At 50.6% G+C, this 25,011-nt stretch carries 21 protein-coding genes, 1 tRNA gene and 1 other RNA gene; 17 read left to right on the top strand and 6 right to left on the bottom strand.

The features are described 5' to 3' along the window. The first annotated feature begins 49 nt into the window (after window positions 1-49). Window positions 50-319 carry an HPr family phosphocarrier protein gene (locus L1N82_RS18825; RefSeq protein ID WP_235289007.1) on the top strand — a complete coding sequence of 90 codons (270 nt, stop codon included), beginning with the start codon at window positions 50-52 and terminating at the stop codon, window positions 317-319. A gap of 101 nt (window positions 320-420) precedes the next feature. On the opposite strand, the gene sda is transcribed toward L1N82_RS18825, so the two are convergent. From sda to L1N82_RS18810, 3 genes are all read right to left on the bottom strand, one after another. Next, window positions 421-720 (bottom strand): sporulation histidine kinase inhibitor Sda, encoded by a 300-nt coding sequence (gene sda / locus L1N82_RS18820; protein ID WP_235289035.1) that lies wholly within the window; start codon window positions 718-720, stop codon window positions 421-423. 238 nt (window positions 721-958) lie between these two features. After that, window positions 959-1,540 (bottom strand): ATP-dependent Clp endopeptidase proteolytic subunit ClpP, encoded by a 582-nt coding sequence (gene clpP, locus L1N82_RS18815; RefSeq protein WP_111147336.1) that lies wholly within the window; start codon window positions 1,538-1,540, stop codon window positions 959-961. 177 nt (window positions 1,541-1,717) lie between these two features. Then, a tRNA-Arg gene (locus tag L1N82_RS18810) sits at window positions 1,718-1,792 on the bottom strand. Between the two features lie 228 nt (window positions 1,793-2,020). Between L1N82_RS18810 and L1N82_RS18805 the strand changes: the two genes are divergently transcribed. The 14 genes from L1N82_RS18805 (at window position 2,021) to ssrA (ending at window position 18,706) form a co-directional block, all read left to right on the top strand. Beyond that, entirely contained in the window at window positions 2,021-3,073 is a 1,053-nt protein-coding gene (locus L1N82_RS18805) for a sugar-binding transcriptional regulator (RefSeq protein WP_235289006.1), read from the top strand. Between the two features lie 95 nt (window positions 3,074-3,168). Beyond that, complete coding sequence (gene gap, locus L1N82_RS18800) at window positions 3,169-4,173, top strand: type I glyceraldehyde-3-phosphate dehydrogenase (protein WP_235289005.1); 1,005 nt, start codon at window positions 3,169-3,171, stop codon at window positions 4,171-4,173. A 177-nt stretch (window positions 4,174-4,350) separates the two neighbouring features. Beyond that, a complete protein-coding gene (locus L1N82_RS18795) occupies window positions 4,351-5,532 on the top strand; it encodes a phosphoglycerate kinase (protein ID WP_235289004.1) in 1,182 nt (393 codons plus the stop codon). A 163-nt stretch (window positions 5,533-5,695) separates the two neighbouring features. Further along, a complete protein-coding gene (gene tpiA, locus L1N82_RS18790; protein ID WP_235289003.1) occupies window positions 5,696-6,448 on the top strand; it encodes a triose-phosphate isomerase in 753 nt (250 codons plus the stop codon). Between the two features lies 1 nt (window position 6,449). Beyond that, window positions 6,450-7,991, top strand: coding sequence for a 2,3-bisphosphoglycerate-independent phosphoglycerate mutase (gpmI, locus tag L1N82_RS18785; protein WP_235289002.1), 1,542 nt, complete (start codon window positions 6,450-6,452; stop codon window positions 7,989-7,991). Between the two features lie 74 nt (window positions 7,992-8,065). Then, the gene (eno, locus tag L1N82_RS18780) at window positions 8,066-9,358 is read left to right on the top strand and encodes a phosphopyruvate hydratase (protein WP_235289001.1); all 1,293 of its coding nucleotides are present in this window, start codon (window positions 8,066-8,068) and stop codon (window positions 9,356-9,358) included. Between the two features lie 322 nt (window positions 9,359-9,680). Continuing rightward, window positions 9,681-10,643, top strand: a complete 963-nt coding sequence (locus tag L1N82_RS18775; protein ID WP_235289000.1) for a carbohydrate ABC transporter permease — start codon at window positions 9,681-9,683, stop codon at window positions 10,641-10,643. Then, window positions 10,640-11,467: a carbohydrate ABC transporter permease gene (locus L1N82_RS18770; RefSeq protein WP_235288999.1), complete on the top strand. Its 828-nt coding sequence runs from the start codon at window positions 10,640-10,642 to the stop codon at window positions 11,465-11,467. Before L1N82_RS18775 ends, L1N82_RS18770 begins: the two co-directional genes overlap by 4 nt. Window positions 11,468-11,619: 152 nt before the next feature. Beyond that, window positions 11,620-13,026 (top strand): ABC transporter substrate-binding protein, encoded by a 1,407-nt coding sequence (locus tag L1N82_RS18765; RefSeq protein ID WP_235288998.1) that lies wholly within the window; start codon window positions 11,620-11,622, stop codon window positions 13,024-13,026. Between the two features lie 216 nt (window positions 13,027-13,242). After that, window positions 13,243-14,010, top strand: coding sequence for a sugar phosphate isomerase/epimerase family protein (locus L1N82_RS18760; RefSeq protein ID WP_235288997.1), 768 nt, complete (start codon window positions 13,243-13,245; stop codon window positions 14,008-14,010). Window positions 14,011-14,247: 237 nt separating this feature from the next. After that, window positions 14,248-14,484, top strand: coding sequence for a preprotein translocase subunit SecG (gene secG / locus L1N82_RS18755; protein WP_235288996.1), 237 nt, complete (start codon window positions 14,248-14,250; stop codon window positions 14,482-14,484). Between the two features lie 174 nt (window positions 14,485-14,658). Then, window positions 14,659-17,289, top strand: coding sequence for a ribonuclease R (gene rnr, locus L1N82_RS18750; protein ID WP_235289034.1), 2,631 nt, complete (start codon window positions 14,659-14,661; stop codon window positions 17,287-17,289). A 327-nt stretch (window positions 17,290-17,616) separates the two neighbouring features. Next, window positions 17,617-18,099: an SsrA-binding protein SmpB gene (smpB, locus tag L1N82_RS18745; RefSeq protein ID WP_235288995.1), complete on the top strand. Its 483-nt coding sequence runs from the start codon at window positions 17,617-17,619 to the stop codon at window positions 18,097-18,099. Window positions 18,100-18,342: 243 nt separating this feature from the next. Then, window positions 18,343-18,706, top strand: a transfer-messenger RNA (tmRNA) gene (gene ssrA / locus L1N82_RS18740). A 176-nt stretch (window positions 18,707-18,882) separates the two neighbouring features. Here ssrA and L1N82_RS18735 read toward each other — a convergent pair. After that, on the bottom strand, window positions 18,883-20,259 hold the full coding sequence (locus tag L1N82_RS18735; RefSeq protein WP_235288994.1) for a S41 family peptidase: 1,377 nt from the start codon (window positions 20,257-20,259) through the stop codon (window positions 18,883-18,885). Between the two features lie 359 nt (window positions 20,260-20,618). Here L1N82_RS18735 and L1N82_RS18730 point away from each other — a divergent pair, with 359 nt between their 5' ends. After that, complete coding sequence (locus L1N82_RS18730; RefSeq protein ID WP_235288993.1) at window positions 20,619-21,041, top strand: HNH endonuclease; 423 nt, start codon at window positions 20,619-20,621, stop codon at window positions 21,039-21,041. 135 nt (window positions 21,042-21,176) lie between these two features. On the opposite strand, the gene L1N82_RS18725 is transcribed toward L1N82_RS18730, so the two are convergent. Both L1N82_RS18725 and L1N82_RS18720 read right to left on the bottom strand, forming a co-directional pair. Continuing rightward, the gene (locus L1N82_RS18725) at window positions 21,177-23,333 is read right to left on the bottom strand and encodes a glycosyl hydrolase 53 family protein (protein ID WP_235288992.1); all 2,157 of its coding nucleotides are present in this window, start codon (window positions 23,331-23,333) and stop codon (window positions 21,177-21,179) included. 206 nt (window positions 23,334-23,539) lie between these two features. Continuing rightward, entirely contained in the window at window positions 23,540-24,385 is an 846-nt protein-coding gene (locus L1N82_RS18720; RefSeq protein WP_235288991.1) for an AraC family transcriptional regulator, read from the bottom strand. Window positions 24,386-24,498: 113 nt separating this feature from the next. Here L1N82_RS18720 and L1N82_RS18715 point away from each other — a divergent pair, with 113 nt between their 5' ends. Beyond that, a complete protein-coding gene (locus tag L1N82_RS18715) occupies window positions 24,499-24,804 on the top strand; it encodes a type II toxin-antitoxin system death-on-curing family toxin (RefSeq protein WP_328284499.1) in 306 nt (101 codons plus the stop codon). Window positions 24,805-25,011: the final 207 nt, after the last annotated feature.

Here is a 25,011-nt window from a genome sequence, read left to right as displayed (position 1 = left end):
CTGTTTACGCATAAGAAAGAATCAGCGAATTTGTATAGGGGGTATGGACATGACAAAACAACCGGTTGTCGTTCGATTGAAAACAGGCCTGCACGCAAGGCCAGCGGCATTATTCGTGCAGGAAGCTAATAAATTTTCTTCCGAGGTTTTCGTGGAGAAGGATGACAAGAAAGTAAATGCGAAATCGATTATGGGTATCATGAGTCTTGCAATCAGCACGGGCACTGAAGTATTCATAAGTGCAGAAGGTTCGGATGCTGAACAGGCTGTAACCGCTTTAGTCAACCTTGTCAGCAAGGAAGAACTGGAGAACCAATAATCCTAAACAAAAAGCACCCGTTAAGCGGGTGCTTTTTGTTTAGGTTAAAGGCAATATAAAAACAAAAACAGCTGCCCGATATGACCAGGCAGCGTTATCAATTAGGAATGGGCTTGCGGCAGATCCAGCTCAATATTACGCATCCTTAAAGCGTCTTCAATCAGTTCAATAAATTCAACTGACAGATTCATCGCTTTTGCTTCATGATAAACTTCCAGCAGATGATCATCATTGAGAGGCAGCAGCAGCAGGGACTTATCCTGTGACTGCATGCTCGTTGAATCGACCGGCCTGTGGCCCTGATTAAATGCAACCGTGCGACTGGCCGAACCAGCTTTTCCAAGGGGCTCGTATTCTTTAATATAACTTCGCATGGTCAGAAAAGGGTTTGAAAAACGCATAAGCAGCACTCCAAAAATTCGTTTTCAAAAACCTACCTATTGCTGTATTAATATGGCAGGTTGACTTGTGTTAATCATAACATGTCATGATAGCGTTGTGGTTGGCATTTCATCTTGCGAAAATTTGTTGACATTATGTAAAAAGTGTGATAAAAGACGAGGCTCATCAGCGATTAAATAAAAAAGCCCCCAAGCAGGGGGCTTTTTTTCATATGAGCACTGATGCTGGAGGCTGGAGTTAAATTTTTTCGATTACTTTATCTACGAGGCCGTATGTCATTGCTTCTTCTGCACTCATAAAGTAATCGCGGTCCGTATCCTTCTCAATGCGGCTGAGCGGCTGGCCTGTACGCTCTGCCAGAATGCCGTTCAGCTTGTCACGCATCTTCAGGATGCGTCTGGCACGGATTTCGATGTCGCTGGCTTGGCCTTCGGCTCCGCCAAGCGGCTGATGAATCATGACTTCACTATTAGGCAGTGCAAGGCGCTTGCCCTTAGCACCGGCCGCTAGCAGGAAGGCTCCCATGGAGGCGGCCATACCTACACAAATTGTGGATACATCCGGCTTGATGAACTGCATGGTATCATAAATTGCCATCCCCGCCGTAATGGAACCGCCTGGACTATTAATGTAAAGGCTGATATCCCGTTCCGGATCATCGGCAGCAAGGAACAGCAACTGCGCAATAATAGAGTTGGCGACTACGTCGTTTACTCCGGTACCGAGAAAGATAATACGGTCCTTGAGAAGCCTGGAGTAAATATCATAGGCTCGTTCTCCGCGATTGTTCTGCTCAATTACCATTGGTACAAAGTTCATATCCACAAGTGTTCCCTCCAGTCAAGATTTGAAATGTTAGTTCAGCTATCTGAGTTATCCCCATAATAGCGGATTCCGAATCAAAAGTCAAAGATAGTCAAACATGGTATATAAAAAAAACGGCCAGGGCCGATTAGGACAGTTTTCTTACATTCAAATATGAAGAAAAAAATATAGTGGCGCGCCCGCTAGGAATCGAACCTAGATCTCAGGCTCCGGAGGCCTACGTCATATCCATTGGACCACGGGCGCGTATAGTAACAGCGAGATTTATTATATGCGATAGACGATTAAAATGCAAGCTAAGAGCACCAAAATAATTATTTACCAAAAATAATTAAGGCAAGCGGTTACATAAAGGCTAACTCGCTTGCGCATTTTATAGAAGTTGGGTACAATTGCGGTGGGACTCAAAAATAGTACCCGGGACAAAAAACGTCCAGTTAGCAGGGAATAAATCCGCTTGGAGTGAACAGGAAGATGCGCCCATTCATTGAGCTGCAGCAGCAGCTAGTGCCCGATCTGCTCTATGTAATGAAGAAGCGGTATGCTATCCTGAGCCGGATTCTATCTTCCGACGTTGTGGGACGCAGAGCGCTTGCTACATCATTGTCCATGACAGAGCGGGTATTACGGGCAGAAACAGATTTCCTGAAAGCACAGGGTCTGCTGGAGAGCAATGCTTCCGGCATGCGGATTACGGAGGCGGGCAGGCAGCTTGTTGAAGCGCTGGACCCCTTGGTGAAAGACTTGTTCGGATTATCCGAGCTGGAGGGCCGAATTAAGGCCTACTACGGATTAGAGCAGGTAATCATCGTTCCGGGCGATTCGGACACATCACCTCAGGCTAAGCGAGAGCTTGGACGTGCCGGTGCCCATACCTTGCAGAGGTTCTTGAAGCCTGATGATGTTGTAGCGGTAACGGGGGGCTCGACCCTGGCTGCGATGGCAGGCCAGATGTCGGCAGCGCCGCAGCTGAGGGGTGTACAGTTTGTGCCTGCGCGCGGAGGTCTTGGCGAGAGTCTGGATTATCAGGCGAATACAATTGCTTCGGCATTGGCGAAGCAGGTAGGAGCCGGGTACCGACTGCTTCACGTCCCTGACCATCTTAGCGAGGAAGCTTACAATTCTCTGATGCAGGAGCCTAACGTTAGAGAAGTAGTCGGAGTGATCCGCAGAGCACGCATTGTCATTCACGGCATTGGGGACGCTATCGTGATGGCGCGCCGCCGTAAGGTGGACCAGAAGACGATCGATGAAATTCGTTCTGAAGGCGCGCTTGCTGAAGCGCTGGGTTATTATTTTGACCGCAGCGGATCGGTCATTCACCGGATGTCCACAGTTGGTCTGCGAATTGACGATCTCAGCTCGGCGGACAAGGTCATCGCAGTTGCCGGCGGAAGCAGTAAGGGAGAGGCGATTGCAGCCGTACTGCTGTTTGGTCAGGCGGATGTCTTGGTAACAGACGAGGGCGCCGCACGCCAGCTGGAATATATTATAAACCGCGATCAAATCGCTGAGAGACATGAATAACGGTTATCCTGACGGACAGGCAACCCGATAAGAAGTGTATTGTCATCCGTCTTGTGATATATAAAATCAGATCCAAACTTAGGAGGCAGATCAGCATGGTTAAAGTAGGTATTAACGGTTTTGGTCGTATCGGCCGCAACGTATTCCGCGCAGCGCTGAACAATCCGGACGTGCAAGTCGTAGCTGTCAATGACCTGACAGACACGAAGACACTGGCTCACCTGCTCAAGTATGACACGACGCATGGTGTACTGGATGCGACTGTTGAAGCTAAAGAAGGCGCACTGATCGTTAACGGTACTGAAATTAAAGTTTTCGCTGAGCGCGACCCTGGTAACCTTCCGTGGGGCGAGCATGGTGTAGAAATCGTCGTTGAATCGACGGGTATCTTCACAGCAAAAGAAAAAGCTGAGCTTCACCTGAAAGGCGGAGCGAAGAAAGTTATCATCTCCGCACCTGCTACTAACGAAGACATTACGATCGTTATGGGCGTTAACGAAGATAAGTATGATGCAAGCGCGCATACCGTAATCTCCAACGCTTCCTGTACGACGAACTGTCTGGCTCCTTTCGCCAAGGTACTGAATGACAAGTTCGGTATTGTGAAAGGCATGATGACGACTGTTCACTCCTACACGAATGACCAGTCCGTACTTGATCTGCCACACAAGGATCTCCGCCGCGCTCGTGCTGCAGCTGAGAACATCATTCCTTCCACTACGGGTGCTGCTAAAGCCGTTGCGCTTGTACTGCCTGAACTGAAGGGCAAGCTGAACGGTATGGCAATGCGTGTTCCTACACCTAACGTATCCGTAACGGACCTTGTTGTTGAATTGAGCCGTGAGGTTACAGTTGAAGAAGTGAACAATGTCCTTAGTGAAGCGGCTAACGGCCCTCTGAAAGGCATCCTGAACTTCTCCGACGAGCCGCTTGTATCGAGCGACTACAATGGTGACCCTGCTTCTTCCACAATTGATGGTCTGTCCACCATGGTTGTTGGCGGAAACATGGTTAAAGTTGTGTCCTGGTATGACAACGAGTGGGGCTACTCCAACCGTGTAGTTGACCTCGCTGCTTTTGTTGCTGCAAAAGGACTGTAATAACATATTGGGTTAACGGGGCTGTAAGGGGAGAGGCGGCTTGAACGTGCTCCTCTTCCTTCGTTAGCCAAGGTTCAACTTATCCCTCCGGGCATCCCTAAGGTTGTCCGGGGATCCCTATATTACTTGCAGATGCTGCATAGCTAGGCAACAGGCAAAATCGAGGAGGAACCTACGATGAACAAGAAAAGTGTCAGAGACGTAGAAGTAGCCGGCAAACGCGTATTCGTACGCGTGGATTTTAATGTGCCGCTTGAAAATGGAGCGATTACGGACGATACACGGATCCGTGAAACGCTGCCAACGATCAAGTACCTGATCGAGAAAGGCGCGAGAGTTATTTTGGCGAGCCACATGGGCCGTCCAAAAGGCCAGGTTGTAGAAGAATTGCGCCTAACGCCTGCGGCTGCGCGTTTGTCCGAGCTGCTTGGCAAGCCGGTTGCTAAAGCTGATGAAGCAGTTGGCGATGCGGTTAAAGCCGAGGTTGCCGAACTGAAAGACGGTGACGTGCTGCTGCTCGAGAATGTCCGTTTCTACGCAGGTGAAGAGAAGAATGATCCTGAGCTTGCCAAATCGTTTGCTGAGCTTGCAGATCTCTATGTGAACGATGCCTTTGGTGCGGCTCACCGCGCTCATGCATCCACAGAGGGCATCGCTCGTCATCTGCCGGCTGTATCCGGTCTGCTGATGGAGAGGGAGCTGTCTGTTCTTGGCAAAGCGCTGAACAATCCGGATCGTCCTTTCACAGCAATTGTGGGCGGTTCAAAAGTTAAAGATAAGATCGACGTAATCAACAAAATGCTTGAAATTGCAGACAACGTGATTATCGGCGGCGGTCTGACCTATACATTCCTGAAAGGTCAAGGCCATGAGATCGGAAAATCTCTCGTGGATAATGAGAAGCTCGACCTTGCCCTTGGCTTCATTGATAAAGCGAAAGAGATGGGCAAGAATTTGCTGCTGCCTGTAGACATCGTAGTGGCAGACGATTTCAGTGCCAGTGCCAACACTCAGGTTGTAAGCATTGACAGCATCCCGGCGGAATGGGAAGGCATTGACATCGGTCCTAAGACTCGTGAAATCTACGCAGAGACCATCAAGAATTCCAAGCTGGTTGTATGGAATGGACCAATGGGTGTATTCGAAATCGAGCCATTCTCCCATGGTACACGTGCTGTAGCGCAAGCTTGTGCGGAAACAGCCGGTTATACGGTAATTGGCGGCGGCGATTCCGCTGCGGCGGTTGAAAAGTTCCATCTGGCAGACAAAATGGACCATATTTCCACAGGCGGCGGTGCCTCTTTGGAATTCATGGAAGGGAAAAAGCTGCCAGGCGTCGAAGCATTGAACGAAAAGTAAAAATCCGTAACCCCGCAGTTAAAGTTCCGGTTTCATAGACAGTGATCAGGGAGACGTCCGGCTCCCGCTGGCAGCAGCGGGCATCCGGGCGGTCTGCTGCGTAGAGCGGTCATGATGTTATCGGAACCTGGCGGGGGAGCGAAGCGAAGGAGAATACCCGGACATGAGAAAACCGATTATTGCTGGCAACTGGAAAATGTTTAAGACGGTAGCCGAAGCGACTTCGTTCTTCGCAGAAGTGAAGGGCAAGGCAGAGGTTGATGGCGTGGAGAGCGTTATCTGCGCACCGTTTACGAATCTTCCGGCTTTGGTTGAGGCGGCGAAAGGCACATCGATAGCGATCGGCGCCCAGAACATGCACTACGAAGAGAGCGGAGCCTTCACGGGCGAGATCAGCGGTGCTATGCTGAAGGAGCTGGGTGTTAAGTATGTAATCCTGGGCCACTCTGAACGCCGTGCCTACTTTGCGGAAACAGACGAAATCGTAAACAAGAAGACGCAGGCAGCATTCAAGTGTGGTCTTACACCGATCGTATGTGTTGGCGAGAAGCTGGAAGAGCGTGAAGCCGGCCACACGAAGGAAGTTTGTAAAGTACAGACCGAAGCGGCGCTGAAAGGATTGACTGCCGAGCAGGCTGCACAAACCGTTATTGCCTACGAGCCAATCTGGGCAATCGGTACGGGCAAGTCTTCTACGGCAACGGATGCTGAGGACGTTATCGCTTATATCCGTGATGTAGTGAAAGGGCAATTCGGCGAAGAGGCGGCAGCAGCGGTTCGCATTCAATACGGCGGCAGCGTGAAGCCGAACAACATTGCTGAATATATGGCTGAGTCGAATATTGACGGCGCGCTTGTTGGCGGCGCCAGCTTGGAGCCGGCTTCTTATATCGCGCTGGTCGAGGGGGCCAAGTAAGATGGCAGTACCTAGACCTGTAGCCTTAATTATTATGGACGGCTTTGGGCTGCGCGGCGAAGAGCATGGCAATGCCGTTGCCCAAGCGAATAAGCCGAATTATGACCGTTACCTGCAAACATACCCGAACACGACACTTACCGCTTGCGGAGAGGCGGTCGGTCTGCCGGAAGGTCAGATGGGCAACTCTGAAGTAGGCCATCTCAACATTGGTGCAGGACGTATTGTGTACCAGGACCTGACCCGGATCAGCAAGTCAATCCGCGATGGCGAGTTCTTTGAGAATGATACAATGCTTGGTGCCATCAAGCATGTCAAAGCGTTTAACAAGAAGCTTCATCTGTACGGACTCCTGTCTGACGGTGGCGTACATAGCCACATTTCTCATCTGTTCGCTATTCTGGAGCTTGCCAAGAAGGAAGGACTGACAGAGGTCTATATCCACGCTTTTCTTGATGGCCGCGATGTGGCACCAGATAGTGCGAAGACTTATCTGCAGGCGCTTCAAGCGAAGATTAAAGAAGTGGGCATTGGCAAGATTGCAACGGTTCAAGGTCGTTATTACGCAATGGACCGTGACAAGCGCTGGGAACGGGTGGAGAAATCCTACCGAGCTATGGTGTACGGCGAAGGCCCTGAATACACAGACCCGGTGAAGGCAGTAGAGGAATCCTACGAGAAATCGGTATTCGATGAGTTTGTCATGCCGACTGTAATCGTCGGAGACGACGGCAAGCCTGTCGGGCTAGTAGAGTCGGAAGACGCGGTTATTTTCTTTAACTTCCGGCCGGACCGTGCGATTCAGCTGTCTCAAGTGTTCACGAACAGCGATTTTCGCGGATTCGAGCGGGGCGACAATCATCCCGAGAACCTGTATTTCGTATGCTTGACCTTGTTCAGCGAATCGGTAGGCGGCTTCGTTGCTTATAAGCCGAAGAACCTTGATAATACACTAGGTGAAGTGCTGGTTCAGAACAACAAGAAGCAGCTGCGGATTGCCGAGACGGAGAAGTACCCGCATGTTACGTTCTTCTTCAGCGGCGGCCGTGATGTCGAGCTTCCGGGCGAGACCCGGATTCTGATCAATTCGCCGAAGGTTGCTACTTATGATCTGCAGCCTGAAATGAGCGCTTACGAAGTAGCTGAAGCAGCCGTTAAGGAAATTGAGGCCGAAAATCACGATGCGATTATCCTGAACTTTGCTAATCCGGACATGGTTGGGCATTCGGGTCTTCTTGAACCGACAATCAAAGCGGTGGAAGCAACGGATGAGTGTGTCGGTAAAGTAGTCGAAGCGGTGCTGTCCAAGGGAGGCGTATGTATTATCACGGCGGATCACGGCAACGCTGATCTTGTATTCGATGAATTGGGCCGGCCGCATACTGCCCATACGACGAATCCAGTGCCGTTCATTGTTACGGATAAGAACGTATCCCTGCGTGAAGGCGGCATTTTGGCGGATATCGCCCCTACCATCCTTGATTTGATGCAGCTGCAGAAGCCGGCGGAAATGACCGGAACTTCCCTGCTGATCAAGAAATAAATTAGGCGCATCACTAGCAATTGCAATACCCGTTTACCAACTATTCAACTATAACAAAGGAGTGTTTCTAAACCATGTCTATTATCGTTGACGTTTACGCACGCGAAGTCCTGGATTCCCGCGGCAATCCAACTGTTGAAGTAGAAGTAGCTCTTGAGTCCGGCGGCAAAGGCCGTGCAATCGTTCCTTCCGGCGCATCTACTGGCGCATACGAAGCTGTTGAGCTTCGTGATGGCGACAAAGGCCGTTACCTGGGTAAAGGCGTTCTGAAAGCAGTTGAGAACGTAAATACGCTGATCGCACCTGAAATCATCGGTCTGGATGCACTGGATCAAGTGGCAATCGACCGCAAGATGATCGAGCTGGACGGTACGCCGAACAAAGCGAAGCTGGGTGCCAACGCCATCCTGGCTGTTTCCATGGCAGTAGCACGCGCAGCAGCAGACGCTCTGGATGTGCCTCTGTACACTTACCTGGGCGGATTCAACGCCAAGGCGCTCCCAGTGCCAATGATGAACATCGTAAACGGCGGCGAGCATGCCGACAACAACATCGACGTTCAAGAGTTCATGGTTCTGCCTGTAGGCGCTCCTACTTTCTCGGAAGCACTCCGCATCGGCGCGGAAATTTTCCACAACCTGAAGTCCGTACTGAAGGACAAAGGCCTGAACACAGCTGTTGGCGACGAAGGCGGCTTTGCTCCTAACCTTGGTTCCAACGAAGAAGCTATCACAACCATCATCTCCGCGATCGAGCGCGCTGGCTACAAGCCGGGTGTTGACGTGTTCCTGGGTATGGACGTTGCTTCCACTGAGTTCTTCAAAGACGGCAAGTACCATCTGGAAGGCGAAGGCAAGTCCTTCACATCCGCAGAGTTCGTTGACCTGCTGGCCTCCTGGGTTGATAAGTACCCAATCATCACAATCGAAGACGGCTGCTCCGAAGACGATTGGGAAGGTTGGAAGCTGCTCACTGAGAAGCTCGGCGGCAAAGTACAGCTCGTTGGTGACGACCTGTTCGTAACGAACACTGAGCGTCTGTCCCAAGGTATCGAGAAGGGCATCGGCAACTCGATCCTCGTTAAAGTTAACCAAATCGGTACGCTTACGGAAACCTTCGATGCTATCGAAATGGCGAAGCGTGCAGGCTACACAGCTGTTATCTCCCACCGTTCCGGTGAGTCGGAAGACAGCACAATCGCTGACATCGCAGTTGCAACTAACGCTGGTCAGATCAAGACTGGTGCTCCTTCCCGTACGGACCGCGTAGCGAAGTACAACCAGCTGCTCCGCATCGAGGATCAGCTGGCTGGAACAGCTCAATATGCTGGCAAGGCAGCATTCTACAACCTGAAGAACTTCAAGTAAGTTCAACAGGGCTTCACGGTGCAAGACCAGGCAAGCTAAGAGTCGGCCGGCACGGCCGGCTCCCCATATACCAAGAACCGGCGCTGTTAGTTAACTAACGGCGCCGGTTTTTTGTGCTTCTTGGAAGATGCTCGACGATAAGTAAGGTTCTATTATTCAATCTACACCGCCTCAATCGTCCCGTTGTAATGCTCATGTAAATAAACATGGAAACACTGTAACTATTTTCCTTAATTTCATACTCTCTTAAAGCTCTATTGACATGCCCTAAACAAAGGATCGTTAAAGTTACAGAAGTACCACGAGACGAAGGAGTGGCATAATGGACGCACAGCATCCTGAATTGAAGCTGCCGGCAGCCCCGGCGGTTGGACAGGAGACACAGACAGCCCACAAGGACAAGCTCCGTGCGAGGCGCTGGAAGGAAGGGGCCCTTGGTTACCTGTTCCTGGCTCCCTGCTTGGTCTTGTTTGCAATCTTTTTATTCTATCCGCTTGTGAAGTCGGTTTATCTAAGCTTTCATCTCACAGACCCTCGGGGAGAGGTAGCGGCATTTGTGGGATTGGATAATTACATCAATCTTGCTGGCTCTGGTCTGATGTGGAACAGCTTGAAGGTAACGCTGCTGTTCGCCCTTTATACGGTACCAGCTGGAATTGTACTTGGTTTGATTATGGCAGGTCTTACCCACGCCAAGCTGAAGGGGATGAAGATCTTCCAATTCATCTTCTCCGTTCCGCTCGCCTTGTCGGTCAGTACAGCATCGGTAATCTGGGTCATGCTCTTCCACCCTTCAATGGGAATGTTCAATTATTTGCTCTCGAAGCTGGGTGCGGGTCCTATTCAGTGGCTTACGGATCCCAGCTGGGCACTGATCTCCATATCGCTCATGACCGTCTGGATGCAGTCCGGCTTCAACTACATTGTGCTGCTGAGCGGCATACAGGGAGTGCCTGAGGATATCGTGGAGAGCGCAAAGATTGACGGTGCAGGCCCAATCCGTACATTCGTACAGATTGTATTCCCGCTGCTGACGCCGACCGTGTTCTTCCTGTCCGTAGTCAGCATCATTCATGCGTTCCAGTCGTTCGGTCAGATTCACTTGATGACCAAGGGCGGACCGGCGGGCTCCACGGAGGTATTCGTATATTCGATCTACAAGGAAGCCTTCATTAACTATCAGTTCGGCACAGGCAGCGCGCTGGCTCTGACGCTGTTCGCCATTATTATGATTCTGACATTCATTCAATTCGCCGTGCTGGAGAAGAAGGTGCATTATCAATGAGACTGAGAAAATCACTGAACAAAGCCGTCATCTACGGCATTCTAGCCGTGCTGGCCGCCCTGATGATGTACCCGCTGATCTTCACGTTCATGTCTGTCTTTATGACTGCGCCGGAGATGAATCAGTACCCGCCGAAGCTGTTCCCATCGAGCCTCTATCTGGGCGGACTTCAGTCGGTGCTGGAGCTGATCCCGCTGGACCGTTTTGTCATAAACAGCTTTGTTATGTCGGGAATCATCATGATTGGACAAGTTATCACGGCTGCTATGGCGGCGTATGCTTTCTCTTATATCCGGTTTCCAGGTAAAAATGCCTGGTTCGCCATCTTTCTGTCGACCATGATGATTCCATGGGAAGTGACGATCATCCCGAATTACCTGACGATCAAGTCATGGGGGTGGATGGATTCCTACCAAGGGCTCACCGTACCCTTCCTGGCTTCTGCCTTCGGCGTGTTCCTGCTGCGCCAATTCTTCCTGCAGCTGCCGAAGGAGCTGTTCGAAGCGGCTAAGATCGACGGCTGCGGCCATATCCGGCATTTTATAACGATTGTGCTTCCGCTGGCCCGTCCAGGACTGGCATCACTTGGTGTTTATGTCTTCCTAACTAACTGGAATATGTATCTCTGGCCGCTCCTGATTACGAACAGTGTTGAGATGAGGACCGTGCAGATCGGCATCAGCATGCTGCAATTCGAAGAGTATACAGCCTGGAATATTGTGCTGTGCGGTGTTGCGCTTGTCCTGCTGCCTTCGCTGCTGCTGCTTGTCTTCGGTCTCCGTCAGCTGGCCAGGGGCATCACGGCAGGAGCAGTTAAAGGGTAGGTTAAGCGGCGGAAACGTGATGGATGCGGAAGACGGTCTTTTACGGACTCCTGAAAGGGTCTGGGTAAAGACAAGCAAGCGAAGCTGTTGGCTCCCGCCCCTTAAGGGCGTGTCCATAAACAAAAATCAGGTAAGAAGAGGGAGAGAGAAGAATGAAAGCTGGAATGCTTAGAAAGCTGCTGCCGCTTGTTACGGCGGTTATGCTCGTATTCTTGGCCGCATGCAGCGGCAATAACAATGCGGGTACGAACACGAACACATCAGGGAATGCGGTAGGGGCGTCTGCACAGCCTTCTGAAGGCGGCGCGGAACCAGCAGATTCGAAAGATCCGGTTAAAGTGGTTTGGTGGCACTCGATGGGCGGAGAGCTGGGCAAAGTGGTCACTAAGCTGGTTGCTGATTTCAACGCTTCCCAGTCTGATGTAGTAGTCGAGGAAATCTATCAGGGTACCTATGACGAGAGTCTTAACAAAATGAAAGCTTCGCTCGGCTCGGACAGCGGCCCGACGATGATTCAGGTCTATGAAATCGGCTCCCGCTTCATGATCGACTCTAAGGCGATCACGCCGGTCCAGAACTTCATCGACGCAGAGGGCTATGATCTCTCCCAGCTGGAAGAGAATATTATTAACTACTATACGTTCGACGGCAAGCTGAATTCCATGCCGTTCAATACATCCAACCCGATTCTGTACTACAACAAGACAATGTTCAAGGAAGCGGGACTTGATCCGGAAAATCCGCCTAAAACATTTGAAGAAGTGAAGACGGCTGCTGAAGCGCTGTCGAAGAATGGGAAAACAGGCGCGTCGTTCGCCATCTATGGCTGGTTCATGGAACAGTTCTTCGCCAATCAAGGCGCTGAATATGTCAACAACGGCAACGGACGCACAGAGCCGGCTACCGAGTCGGTGCTGAACACTGAAGCTGGCGTGAAGACACTCACATGGTGGAAGGATCTCGTGGACAACAAGCTGGCTATGAACCTTGGACGTAAGACGGATGAGACGAAAAAAGCATTCGCAGCCGGTCAAATCGCAATGACGCTTGATTCCACCGCTTCGCTGCGCGGCATCGTGGACGGTGTAGGAGGAGCTTTTGAAGTAGGTACGGCATTCCTGCCTAAGCCGGCTGATGCGCCAGAAGGCGGCGTGATCGTCGGCGGTGCAAGCCTGTGGGTGCTGAATAACAAGTCCGATGAAGAGCAGAAGGCGGCGTGGGAGTTCATCAAATACATGGCGAAGCCGGAAACGCAGGCACAGTGGCACATCAACACGGGCTATTTCCCGATTACGAAGAAAGCCTATGATGAAGCTGTCGTGAAGGAAAACATGGAGAAGTACCCGCAGTTCCAGACAGCTGTTGACCAGCTGCATGCAACCGCAGCAAGCAAGGCAACACAGGGCGCCGTGATGGGCGTATTCCCGGAAGCACGCCAAATTGTTGAGGATGCTATCGAACAGGCACTGACTGGCCAGAAGGACCCGCAGAAGGCACTTGACGATGCGGCGAAGGCTATTACAGATAAGATTTCTGTCTATAATAAGACGGTACAATAACAAGTGACGGCTTGAGAGGTTGAGGAATGCCCTGGGCGCGGCTGCTAAGCTGCGTTCAGGGTGTTTTTTCTATCAGCAGTTCGTCCACCTGGAGCAAAATCACAAAGAAAAGCCCCAAAAACCGGAATAGTAACAGCCGCTTGAAACGGTATAATAAGAACTGATCCGGATTATGGCAGCGCTTTATAAGAATTTGATGAATAGGTGGTGTCTGTTATGGCGAAAGCTCAAGTCGGTTTGCAGCTGTATACCCTTCGGGATCAGACGGAGAAGGACCTTTTGGGTACGCTCGGCAAGGTAGCGGAAATTGGATATAAAGCCGTTGAGTTTGCGGGATTTTTTGGACATTCGTCAACAGAGGTCAAGAGAGCGCTCGCTGATAACGGGCTGACGGCGCCATCGGCGCATGTACCGCTTAATATTGATGAGCCCGAGAAGCTCGAGCCGGATCTGCAGCGTCAAATTGAATTTGCACAGGAAATCGGGCTGCAGTATGTGGTAACTCCATGGTATCCAATGCCCGAGCAGCCGAATGAAGAGGATCTTGCGAAATTCATCGGGGTTGTGGAGCGGGCCTGTGAGCTGGTTACATCAGCGGGGCTGAAGTACGGCTATCATAATCATGATTTCGAGTTCAAGCAGGTTGGCGGCAAGACGATCATGGACCATCTGCTGGAGCGCATCCCCGCCGAGCGTATGATTGCGGAGTTTGACCTCGGTTGGATTCATGTCGCAGGGTACAAGCCGGTTGATTACATCAATAAGTATGCCGGGCGCGTGCCGCTGGCTCATTTCAAGGATTTTGGCAATGGACGCCGGGATACGGAGATCGGCAGAGGTACGGTAGATTTCGAGAGCGTGCTTAAGGTGGCAGACGAGGCGGGAATTCAGTATATAATTGTGGAGCAGGAGGAGTTCGCGAGTTCATCGCTCGAGAGCGCGGCAATCTGTCTGGAATTCTTCAAGGAGCGGGGCTTGGCTTAATTAAGCAAGCGGTTCATAGGGAGCGGTGTACATCCGTACACCGTTTCTTCGCATTCGAAAATTTGCACAGGAAGTTGTTGTCAATTTGTTGTATTCACACTCGTGATGTGATAAAATAATGATGCTGTGTTTCTTGGACTGCTTTTTTCTGTACATGCCGTTTCGGCGCTCGTACATAGCAAGCTTTCCGATGAACGGGACTTCGATTAATTAGACTCCTCACCGGGAGGTGGAACTATGGATACCGCAATGAAAATTTTGTTGATTGTCTTCTCGCTGGGTCTGATCGCGGCTGTTCTTCTGCAGAAGGGTAAGAGCGCAGGCTTGTCCGGTGCGATTACTGGCGGAGCTGAGCATCTGTTCGGCAAGCAAAAGGCGCGCGGCTTGGATTTGTTCCTGCAGCGTCTGACTGTCGGGCTGGCCGCAGGCTTCTTCATTCTGTCGCTTGTCGTGGCATACCTGGTGAAAAACTAGAACAGAATATGTGTACATGAGAAAGCAGGCTGATGCCTGCTTTTTTTGTTTTTTCCGCTGAGACGGATTCAATTTCTGCTTTTCGTGTATACTTAATGGTATATGGAAATCTATCACAGACCTTGGTGAGCGCAGCATATGTGCGCCGCAGGCGTGACTTGGGGTGAACTGACAGTGGTGACGGAGCAGGAATTGCTCGATTTTATGCGGGAGATGGCTTATAAGCCAATGACGTACCAGGAGCTGGAGCAGCACTTCGGCATCGAAGATGCTGCAGAGTTTAAGGCTTTCCTGAAGCAGCTGAACGAGCTGGAGGAAGCAGGCAAAATCATACGCACCCGCAATGAGCGGTATGGTGTGCCGGAGCGGATGAACCTGCTGCGCGGGCGTGTGCAGGGACATGCCAAGGGCTTCGCCTTCCTGATTCCGGACGAGAAGGAGCATCCGGATGTTTACCTGCATGCGAATGACCTCAAGAGCGCGATGAACGGGGATGTCGTGCTGGTGCGCATAACGTCCAAGAGTGAGGGCGGCGGCCGGATGGAAGGCGAAGTGGTCCGCGTCGTCAATCGTGCCATCAAGCAGGTAGTAGGCACGTTCGAGCATCATGAGGCATTTGGTTTTGTCGTGCCGGATGACAAGCGGATTAACCGGGATATCTTCATCCCGCGCGAGAACTTTAACGGAGCGGTTACCGGGCAGAAGGTCGTGGCAGACATCGTCACGTATCCGGAGGGGCGCTCAGCGGCGACAGGCGAGATCGTGGAGATCCTCGGCCATAAGAATGATCCGGGTGTGGACATCCTGTCCATTATCCGCAAGCATCAGCTTCCCGAGGGCTTCCCGGATGAAGTGATGGCGGAAGCGGAAGCGGCGCCGGATTCCATCTCGGAAGAGGAGATTGTCCAGCAAGGCCGGCGGGACCTCCGCGGCAGAGCGATTGTGACAATTGACGGCGAAGATGCGAAGGACCTGGATGACGCCGTTAACGTTGAAATTTTGGAAAACGGTAATTACCTGCTCGGCGTCCATATCGCCGATGTTGGCTATTACGTGCGGGAAAAATCTCAGCTGGACGAGGAAGCGTACCGCCGGGGCACCAGCGTGTACCTGGTTGACCGGGTTATCCCGATGCTGCCCCACCGGCTGTCGAATGGCATCTGCTCACTGCATCCGCAGGTGGACAGGCTGACCTTGTCCTGTGAGATGGAGTTCGAGCCGGGCACCCTCAAGCGGGTGCGGCATGAAGTATTTACGAGCGTAATACGCTCCAAGGAACGGATGACGTACAAGGCGGTCCGGCAGATACTAGTGGATGATGATGCGGAGTTGAAGGAGCGCTACGCCGACTTGGTCGATATGTTCAAGCTGATGGAGAAGCTTGCCATGGGCCTGCGCTCGAAGCGGATGAAGCGCGGCGCGATTGACTTTGATTTTCAGGAATCGAAGATCATTGTAGACGAGAACAGCAAGCCGGTCGACATCGTGAAGCGCGAGCGTTCTGTGGCCGAGCAGATCATCGAGGAGTTCATGCTGGCGGCCAATGAGACGGTAGCGGAGCATTTCCACTGGCTGCGTGTGCCGTTCCTCTACCGGATCCATGAGAATCCGAATGACGAGAAGCTGATGACCTTCGTGCAGTTTGCGGCGAATTTCGGCTATGTCGTGAAGGGTAAAGGCAACAGCGTCCACCCGCGCGCACTGCAGGACCTGCTGGAGCAGATTAAAGGGCAGAAGGAAGAGACGGTTATCTCTACCATGATGCTGCGTTCCATGAAGCAGGCGAAGTACGATGCGGAGAGCCTGGGCCACTTCGGCCTAGCCGCGGAGTTCTATTCGCACTTCACATCTCCGATCCGGCGGTATCCGGATTTGGTCATTCACCGCGTGATCCGGGAAGTGCTTGAGGGTGGCGGCATGCTCAGTGAGCAGCGCCAGGACGCACTTTCACAGCGGATGCCGGAGATTGCGCAGCATTCCTCCGAGCGGGAGCGTGTGGCTGTCGAGGCCGAACGTGATGTCGAGCAGATGAAGAAATGCGAATTCATGCTGGATAAGGTCGGCGAGGAATTCGACGGCATCATCAGCAGCGTGACCAGCTTCGGCATGTTCGTGGAGCTTGAAAATACGGTGGAAGGCTTGATCCGTCTGAGCGATCTGACGGACGATTATTACCACTTCCACGAGCTTCATATGGCGCTGATTGGTGAGCGCACCTCGAAGATCTTCCGGATCGGCGATGAAGTCCGTATTCGTGTAGAGCGGGTTAACATGGCCGAGCATACGATTGATTTCGGCATGGTGGATATGAAGCCACGCGGTGGCGGCGGCTTCAGGAACGGCGCGCCTGGCGGTGCACGCGGCGGTGTTGGCCGTGGCGGCGGTCGCGGCCCGGGCCGCGGAGCGGGAGCTCCAGCCGGCGGCAGAGGCGGCCGTGGCGGAGAAGCTGTGCCGGCACGCGGATCACGGGGCGGCCGCGGTGGACGCGGGGGCAGCGAGACGCCAGCAGCAGGAGCAGCAGGCGGTGACCAGAAGCGTGGTACAGGCAGCAGCCGCAAGGATATGTGGGGACTGCCGATTGGAGGCTCAGCTGGCGGCGGCGCAGGCCGGCCAGGCGGCAATAGCGAGACTGGCTCCCGGCGCAAGAAGGCATCCGACAGCGGGATCTTCGTCGGTGAGCAGGGCGGTGCAGCTGCTGGCGGCAGCGGCCCGGAAGGCGGTGCCGGCAAGAAGCCTCGCAAGCGTAAAGGGAAATCCGGCGGCGGTAATGCGACAGCCGCTTTCGTAAGGAAGAAGCGGAAGTAAGCTTACAAAGAGCGCAGGTAGCGGAAGCAGGCCTGAATAGAGCGCAGGGGAGCGGGAGCAGCGGGTCTGCCATAGTGCGGATGCTGTTTTCACTCTGCTGCGCTTTTTTGTTTGGTATTGTGGGAGACTACCCTGTCACGCTTGGCAGCTGCCTTGATTTCCCCCTCTAAAGTTGTTACAATTATTGTCTGACACCTGCAAAGCCGCAGTCTATGTTTAGTTGGCAGCGGAATGCGGGTAAGCTACTGATGTTACCGTAGCAGTCCAGCTAATAGCGGATGCGCGGGGGAACAGGATGATGTCGGTCCGGGCAGAGGAGGGGCAGTTATGGCGAAGAAGAACCAGGAGCAGAAGCCGCTTGCGCAGAACAAGAAGGCATCGCATGATTATTTTATCGAGGAAACGTATGAGGCTGGTATGGTCCTGACCGGTACGGAGATCAAGTCGGTGCGCATGGGCAAGGCTAACATCAATGACTCGTTCGCGACGATCCGTAATGGCGAGATGTTCATCCATAACATGCACATTAGTCCCTTCGAGCAGGGCAACCGGCACAATCCGACAGACCCGACGCGAGCACGGAAGCTGCTGCTGCACCGGTCGCAGATCAACAAGCTGCTCGGCCAGGCGAAGCAGGAAGGCTACGCGCTGGTGCCGCTCAAGATCTACACGCGCAACGGCTATGCCAAGCTGCTGATCGGCCTTGGTAAAGGCAAGAAGCAGTATGATAAGCGCGACACGGCCGCGAAGCGGGATGCCCAGCGTGATATCCAGCGCGCGCTGCGTGAGAAGCAGAAGGTCGCGCGTTAAGAGAAGCTGCGGATTCGGCCAGCTAGTGGTGGCTTGCCAATACTGGCGGCAACCGGGATGGCTCCCAGCAAGCTACTGAGCATCTTGTTTGGAGATGTGCTATACTGATTTGTGTAAGGCGATTGCAAGCAGTCATGAAGACTTGTAAGAATGCAGCGTGGAGCTGCAGTTTCAGCAATACCAGCTTGGCTAACCGTCAAGCCTCAGCTAAACGGACCATAGCCGTTCGTTTATGCGATTTACGGGGGCGTTCTTGGATTCGACGGGGATAGTTCGAGCATGGGTTGCGGGTAGTGGGGACGCGTCCGCTTCATCAACGCTAAAGCCTATTAAATGGCAACCAACGTACAACTTTAGCAGCAGCCTAAGAAACTGTATGCTAAGCTTCTACCTGGCATCGCCCATGTGCTAGGATAGAGGCCCAACCTTAGTGGGATACGCCAATTGGTCTCCGCCTGGGGTCAATCGGAAGAAGACAATCAGGCTGACCTAGATCGAAGCCGGTTACGGGGCGTCGGCCTAGGTGACATCAAAACTGTGACTACACCCGTAGAAGCCTATGTGCCGTTATCTTCGGACAGGGGTTCAAATCCCCTCGCCTCCACCATGTAAAACCACATCCGCATGAGGATGTGGTTTTTGCTTTTCCAGCACATGTAACTTTAAGTTATCTCTTTGTAATGATCTAAAGCTTACCCCAGCCTATGGCCAGTACCGTGACGCTAGATTACATTGGAAAACCATTTGATGCAAATCGTAGTCTATCCCGCTCCACTAGCATCGCTATTTTAACAGTTCCAGTGCTTTTGCCATTACCGGATCTCTTTCCGTGTCCAGGTCTTCTTCGGTGTAGATGACTTCTTCGTCCGGCGGCATACCGATACCTTCGTATAGTTTTCCGCGTGCATCCGTATATTTTTCACCGCTGAGCGTGACGATCCATTGATTCGGCAGGATATTGAACATCATATCGCTGAATACGCCATTAGTGGTCTCGCCGATCACAGTGACGTTGTTCAGTTCACCAAACGCCATGCGGGTCGTTTCAGCGGCGCTCGTGCTTAAGCGGCTGGTTAATACGATGATCTCGGCGGCGTTGATACGGTTCTCGTTTGGTTCGATATAAATCGGCGTCGGGGGAAGAAAGCTGTCATAACCCTTATGGTTTCTGGCGGTTTTCGTGTATGCCAATGTTTGGCTGGCTGCGAATCTGCTTACCAATTCCAATCCAAATGCATCCGAACCGCCTCCGTTGAATCGCAAGTCGACGATGATTTGATCAACGTCGCTTAAACGATGCACGACTTGATCAATCGCCGGATTCACTTGCATCATATCAAAATGGTTAAACGAATCTACCGCAATATAACCGATGCCTTCTTGGATTTGCCCATATTGGATAACCCCATCAAGCTGGCTGTTCAATCCATCGGGAAAATAAGTTTTTTGAATAATTTCTTTCATCTTCTTACCGTTATTCGTATAAAACGCAGTTCTCGGGTCCTCCTTTGCCTGAGAAGCAATCCCCTGCATACCGGCAATGACTTGCGTATGGCCATCATCGAGCTTTTGGATGATCTCTTTAAAGATCCGTTTCAATTCCCCGGCGGAAGTATCACTCTTTATTTTCGGACGATAATTATCGTAAAGCTTTTTCCAGTCAGCTGAATGAACCCCAAACAAAGCATAATTTTCATCGAATATTTGCCAGAACGTCTCAAAGTTTTGAATGGGATCTTCTGAAAAACGGCTGATGCCGACTTGAGGCATATAGTCGATACGATCGAACTGTTTCCTATAACCGATCTCATCGCTCAAGGTTCCGTTCTGAAACCGGCCGATCGGCATTGGTTTCCACATTAACATATTAAAGAGCGCGTTCCCGCGGATCTTATCGATCCACACCGTGCCGTCTCGCTCTATATGACCATATGCGAATGGCAATACGCTGTCTGTTGTATAATTGAATAGCGTAAGATGTTCATAATCCGTTTCGAGAATATAATTATAAGCTTGCGATTTCCAAAGTTCACGTTTGGCCGGATCCATAGCAGGGGCCTTCCCGTAATGACTCTGCCATATAAAGTAGATGCTTAGAGCACCCGTCAATATGAGAATGCCAAGTATTACACCAGCGATTCGCCAAAACTTTTTTTTCATCCAAGGCTCTCCTGCTCTTTTTATAGGATAATTCACTTTTTAACATAATTATACTTTTTATCAGGTTCCAATTTGCTGGCCTTAGGTCTGAATTTTCACTGGCCTTCTGTCTAGGAGCTTTGAATAGCTGTCGTTCCGCGGCTTCGTCTCTTGCGACGTCTTTATTGATTCAGGCGAAAATGTATACCATGGAAAATAATGCACACCTTAAAAACGAAGTCGTGCTGGAGCCTGAAGCCAAAAACGAAGCATCACACTCCGCCGAATTATGGTTTTGCACAACCAGGGTTCGCCTCCATGTTATCTGTGGTTATAACATTATTATATGAAGGGGAAACATCATGATAAAAGTCCTCAATATGGACGGCCGAGAACTAACACCGTGCGTCCTTGACCGGGCATGGCGGGAAGTGAACCGAGCCCGTGCCGTCTGGATTGATGCAGAGACGATACAACTACTATATAATCCATTCGCTTTCCCCGGTTATCGCAAGATTGCATTGAAGAGGGATAATCACACCTGCTTGTGGTGCGGGCTGCCTGCAGCAACAGTCGATCATATCATTCCCTCAAGCAAGGGGGGCTCGGATCTTCCGCAAAACCTGCTTGCTTCCTGCAGCGAATGCAACTCGAAACGGGGAAACCGTTCAGCGATCTCCTATCTTAAAGAAAAAGCGGGTGCTGTTCCGAATATACTCAAGCTGCTTCGTCTGGTCATGATAGCATACGGATTTTCTATAAAATCGAAGATGAGAAAAGCACTGTCTCCTAAAGGGAATTAGGTCAGTGCTTATTCGTTTTGCTTTATGTAGCTTATTTTTGTACATAAGAACCCCGACCGTGTGAGGTCGGGTTTCAATATATAGGATTCGAGACTCCCTGGATTTTCATACGTTTCGCATGGATAACCCCGAAAATTACTTCTTGAGACTATCTGCCTTGTGTAATTCCTCTAGCAGCAACCGGGCATGCTCAGCTAGAGTTTCTCTTGCATTCGGAGAAATATTCTTGTCATTGGATGCCCGATTTAGATGAGTTAGATATTGATCCACAAACTTCATTGCGCTATTCAGCGCCCCCTTCTTCAAATGATGCTGGACTTGTTTGAGCGAGTTGGTTAACTGTGGAACCAGGGGACCCGAAAGCTCTTTCGATTTTATAAAATTGTCCATCAGGTTCTCGAGTACACGAGTATCCATGATAACGGCAATCTGTGCCGTAACCTTTCCACTCGCAGTCGTACCCGTTACTGCAAAGGAGCCTAAGGCTGAATAAGACTCTGCTGCAACGGGATCCCACGTTACGGCGGTATTTACCACCTCATTGGTCTCGACATCCAATAATCTCACTATCTTTGGCAAGCTTGGTGTCTGGTAAAGCTTCGTAGTCAGATAGAGATTGCTCTCAAGAATTTGTTTGCTGTATGCTTCACGAAATACTCGCGTGGAATCATTAGCCTGCCAGTAATCCGTATTTCCGATTCTTGTAAACATGGATTGCCAAATCGCCGGCTCCCACACCAGCATGGTGGAACAAGCATTGTTGATGGTGTCGTTGCAAGCACGCATAACGTCTGTCATAAAGTCGGCTTGACCTTGAACCGAATTCGGATAACCCGTGGCGGATTCTCCGCCTGCTGCGGGATGAGAGGTTTCAGAAATCGCGAGTTCATAATCAGGGAACTCTGTCGCAAATGCGTGTAAGTATGTGGTCAGGTCAGACATTTTCCCATGCCATTCCGGGTAATAGGAGATGGACATAATATCAAAGTTATTATTGTAATCTTCTTGAAGTCTATGAGTCAGCTGATTCCAAAACTCTATGGTCTTGGCCAGCCGGTTTGTGCTGACAATAACATGGATTTTGGTCTTGGAAGCAGGTGAGGCTGCCTTTGCAGCGCGCAGTCCTGCATCAACTAATCCTGTAAAACGGTCCCAGGCAGCATCATAGGCAGCCTGCTCCTCCGGATCAGCTGAATCCCAGTACTCCCACAATAATTCTCCTCCCTGCTCGGCAAAATAAGAGGGGTCATTTTTTGCATAGTTAGGCTCCAGTCCTGTTGCTATTTTCTCATTCCCCCACATCATGCCGTTGATAATTTCATTCCCTACCTGTACATATTTAGGCGTTACACCAGCTTCAATATGGGCGGCCGTCACGTCGTATGTAAAGTTATATACAGCTTCCACAAGCTCCTCGTAGCTCAGGCCCTTCCAGCCTTGAGGCTTCACCTGCTTACCCGGGTCAGCCCAGCTATCCGAATAGTGGAAGTCGAGACCCACCTTCATCCCAATACCGTTTGCATACAGGGACTTGTTCAGGGTATCTTCCGGATTCATACTTCCATTCACGTTGCCAACAGGAGCTCCTGTATTCTCATCTCTTGGCTGGTTCCAGATCCTGAAACGTACAAGAGACATGCCGGTTTCCTGCATGGTTCCGATCATACGTCCGTCTGAAGATGGAGAATCTGTGCGGTTCTCTGTGGTGTATATTCGATTTGGAAAACTGGTGTCCCATGAGATATCAGCACCAACTGTAAGATTTTCTTTAAGAATATAGTTATTGATTCGGAGTTCTGCAATTCCCGGAATAGCCCCGTTTGATACACCAAGCAGGGTTGCTTTCAGGTACCTGATTCCTGCAGATTGCGTGATCAATACATCCTCTCCGCCCGTAATTCCCTTTGCAGAATGATCAGATAGGGTAAACCAGCTTACTCCATCGCCGGAGGCTTCTAATTTGTACCGGTATTCTCCATGCAGGGAAGGAAAGACAACTCCAACTTTACGCATGCCACGGTAGGTTCCGCCTAGATCAATCTCAATGGAGTTCTGGCCGGCTTTCAACGAGGCTTCCCAATAGGTGTTCAAATCTTGATCGGTCGCAAGCTTGGGGTCACCGGAATTTGATTGAGCTGAAACCCAATCTTTCGTTGTTAGGTTTGTCACGGCGGGTTCAATGGCTGCATGACCGTAATATGCGGAGGCTTGCGTGCTGAGGAGCGGAATGGTGAGCAGCGAGATGACACTGGCTAGACTAACGGATTTTCTAAGAAAAGACTGTTTTCTCACGTATACGACCTCCTATAACAGCTCGAATGATAAGTGAAGAGCTTCTGACTGATAAGAAGTACATAAATGCATTGTAAACGATTACAGTTGTCTTATGTATAAGGATGCTAAACAATAACTATAAGGATATGAAACTTATGAATGACCATGGCGCCCCAGCTCTAGCTGAGCAGCGGAGTCCATTGGCAAGCACAGGACCGGATTTATCACACATACATTTCACGATACTTCCTGGGTGTAATGCCTTCCCGCCTCTTAAACGTGGCAACGAAATAACTTAGATCATTAAACCCTACAAGAATAGCAACGGTTTTAAGCGGAATATCGGGATTTTGAACCATGATTTCCTTGGCCTTGCTGATCCTTAATTGAATGAGGAAAGAGTAGGGGCTCACAGCGAGCGTATCTCTGAAAAGCCGGTTTAAATACTGTGGACTCATATGAAAGGTGCTGGCTATATCACTTAGCGTAATATCTTCCGCATAGACGGTTTCAAGCCATTCCACGATCCCCCGAACCTTCCCGTAATAGTGGGAGAGCGACAGTTGATTATTCGTCTTGCCATACGTACGGAGTTTGATCAGATAATCGAATAAGAAGCTCGACAACTCCAGCTTTGAAAATTCAGAATCGGTTTCGACTTTTTGGAACATGTCCAGGATGATGGATAGGAAAGGGAGGTCTTCTAGATCGGTATACATCGTTGATGAGTTCAGCTTTAATGACTCTAAGATTGAAACAGCAGATGCTCCGCCGAAGGTAATATATACAGTTGACCAGTGTTTTCCTTCTGTATAATAGGAGTGGGGTGTATGGGGCTTCAACAGGATTCCACGCCCCTTCGATAGCGAATATTCCTGGCCGTCAAAATAAAATTTACCTTCACCGTAAATGGTAAGTAACCAGTGATAATAGGGATAACCCTTCGTTCTTAAAAAATCCATTTCTTGTGGATTATAGCCTACACTTTCTACAAATAAGGGTAAGGAGTCTTCGACAGTAATGAACTGATATCGCATTTTTTTATTAAGCACTTGAACACCAACTTTCAACTAGTGAGTGTTATGAATTGGAAGTTAATGCGGATGCGGTTAATCGTGTCATTTTCTCCATATAAGAGGGATGTCCTTCTTCTGCTCTGTTGTTCGACAAAGCTTCTAAATAGTTGACTTTAACCTACAGCCACTCGGCTTCGTTTCGCATTTTGACTAGTATTCTTGGAGAGGACGCTTACCCTACCCTATTTGATAAGGCAGCTGCTTTACTGGAATTACTGGTGAAAAACCGCTGCTTTCATAACGGTAACAAACGGACAGCTTATCTTGTCACAAAGTCGTTCTTAATGTTGAACGGATACCATCTTCGTTTGGAACGCAAATATGCCGTGGAGTTTGTTGTTGACATTGCGAAGGGGCTGCATACCTTGGAAACGATCACGCGCAGTCTGAAAGAGCATTCTGAAGTGAGATGAACTTTACGGGATGATTATTAAGGTAATAATTGAACATCACCACGCCCTTAAAAGCCCATGTGGCTTATTTTCGCAAGTGAGTGTGCCTTGAAGGGTGTGCCGACTGTTGTGTAAGCCCGGAGATACGAACAGGCAGAGGGTTTTGATTGCCATGAATACATAGAAGCTAGGAATGAAAAAGAGAGGCAATGAATGCCTCTCGCAACC

This window comes from Paenibacillus tarimensis (assembly GCF_021532315.1).
Classification (GTDB): Bacteria; Bacillota; Bacilli; order Paenibacillales; family Paenibacillaceae; genus Paenibacillus_I; species Paenibacillus_I tarimensis.
Note: the sequence above shows the minus strand (reverse complement) of the source record. Positions and strands in the feature narration are given on the sequence as shown.